The 1,532-nt window shown below is 60.4% G+C and carries 3 protein-coding genes; 2 read left to right on the top strand and 1 reads right to left on the bottom strand.

The window, feature by feature from the left end; genetic code table 11:
- Positions 1 to 220: hypothetical protein (locus tag AC5RWX_RS33155; RefSeq protein WP_494100408.1), on the bottom strand; the 220-nt coding region annotated here is incomplete at its 3' end.
- Between AC5RWX_RS33155 and ctaC the strand changes: the two genes are divergently transcribed.
- Positions 117 to 932, top strand: coding sequence for an aa3-type cytochrome oxidase subunit II (gene ctaC / locus AC5RWX_RS33160; protein WP_494100406.1), 816 nt, complete (start codon positions 117 to 119; stop codon positions 930 to 932). The two genes, AC5RWX_RS33155 and ctaC, sit on opposite strands and share 104 nt — an antisense overlap.
- 10 nt (positions 933 to 942) lie before the next feature.
- The coding region (locus AC5RWX_RS33165) for a cbb3-type cytochrome c oxidase subunit I (RefSeq protein ID WP_494100407.1) at positions 943 to 1,532 on the top strand (590 nt) is incomplete at its 3' end.

Genomic DNA, 1,532 nt, shown 5'->3' on the forward strand with positions numbered 1-1,532 from the left:
GTGCCCGCGGCGCCGATGGCTGCCCGGGCAACAGCAGCAACAAGTAGGAAGGGCCGTCTGTGAGTTCGCAGAACCGAACCGGCAGCCGACGCAAAACGATCACCACGATCACAAGCTTGGCAATTGCCGGCGCGTTGGTTTTGACCGGATGTTCGCCAGAGGTAGAGAAGGGGTGGCTGCCCACAGAACGTGGCACCACCAGCAACAGCGACCGCATCATGGACCTCTGGGTCAACTCATGGATCGCCGCCTTGGTTGTGGGCATCATTACCTGGGGCTTGATCGTCTGGTGCCTCGTGGCCTACCGGCGCCGCAAGGGCACCGTGGGCTTCCCGCGCCAGACCAGCTTCAACCTTCCGCTGGAAGTGTTTTACCTGACCATCCCACTCTTTATGGTCCTGGTGTTCTTCTACTTCACGGATCGTGACCAGCAGGCCATTGATGACCGGTCACAGCCTGCCGACGTCGTTGTCGACGTCCGCGGCAAGCAGTGGGCATGGGACTTCAACTACAAAGCCGGCGACGTCATCCAGGAAGACGTTTACGAGGCAGGCGTCCAGGCGCACCTGACCGGCAACACGATCGACAAGGAACAGCTCCCCACGCTGTACCTGCCCGTCAACAAATCCGTTGACCTCGAACTCAACGCACGCGACGTGATCCACTCCTTCTGGGTTCCCGCCTTCCTGCAGAAGCGCGACATGATTCCCGGCAAGACCAACTACATCCGGTTTACCCCCACTAAAGAGGGCACCTACGACGGCAAGTGCGCCGAACTCTGCGGCGAGTACCACTCGGAAATGCTGTTCCGCGTCAAGGTGGTTTCGGAAGCTGAATTCCAGGCGCACCTGGAAGGGCTCAAGGCCGCCGGCAACACAGGCCTCCTTGGTGTGGAATACGACCGCAACCCGAACCTGAACGAAATTAAGTAAGGGGAGCGACGTGGCTACGTACACTCAATCCGCACCCACCGGAGTTCTTACGGCTCCCGTGGTTCCCAAATCCAAGGGGCGCATCGTCGTCAACTGGATCACCTCCACCGACCACAAGACCATCGGGTACATGTACCTGATTGCGTCATTCGTGTTCTTCTGCCTTGGCGGCGTCATGGCGCTGCTGATCCGAGCCGAACTTTTCGAGCCCGGAATGCAGATCCTGCAGACCAAGGAGCAGTACAACCAGCTGTTCACGATGCATGGCACCGTGATGCTGCTGATGTTCGCCACCCCACTGTTCGCGGGCTTCGCAAACGTGATCATGCCGCTGCAGATCGGCGCACCGGACGTTGCCTTCCCGCGGTTGAACGCGCTGGCTTTCTGGTTCTTCCTGTTCGGCTCCACCATCGCGGTGTCCGGCTTCATCACCCCGCAGGGCGCTGCGTCCTTCGGCTGGTTTGCCTACGCTCCGCTGTCCAACACCACCTTTAGCCCTGGCATCGGCGGGGACCTGTGGGTGTTCGGCCTGGCGCTGTCCGGCTTCGGCACCATCCTCGGTGCGGTCAACTTCATCACCACCATCATCTGCATGCGTGC

This window comes from Arthrobacter sp. SPT-J7 (genome assembly GCF_059089965.1).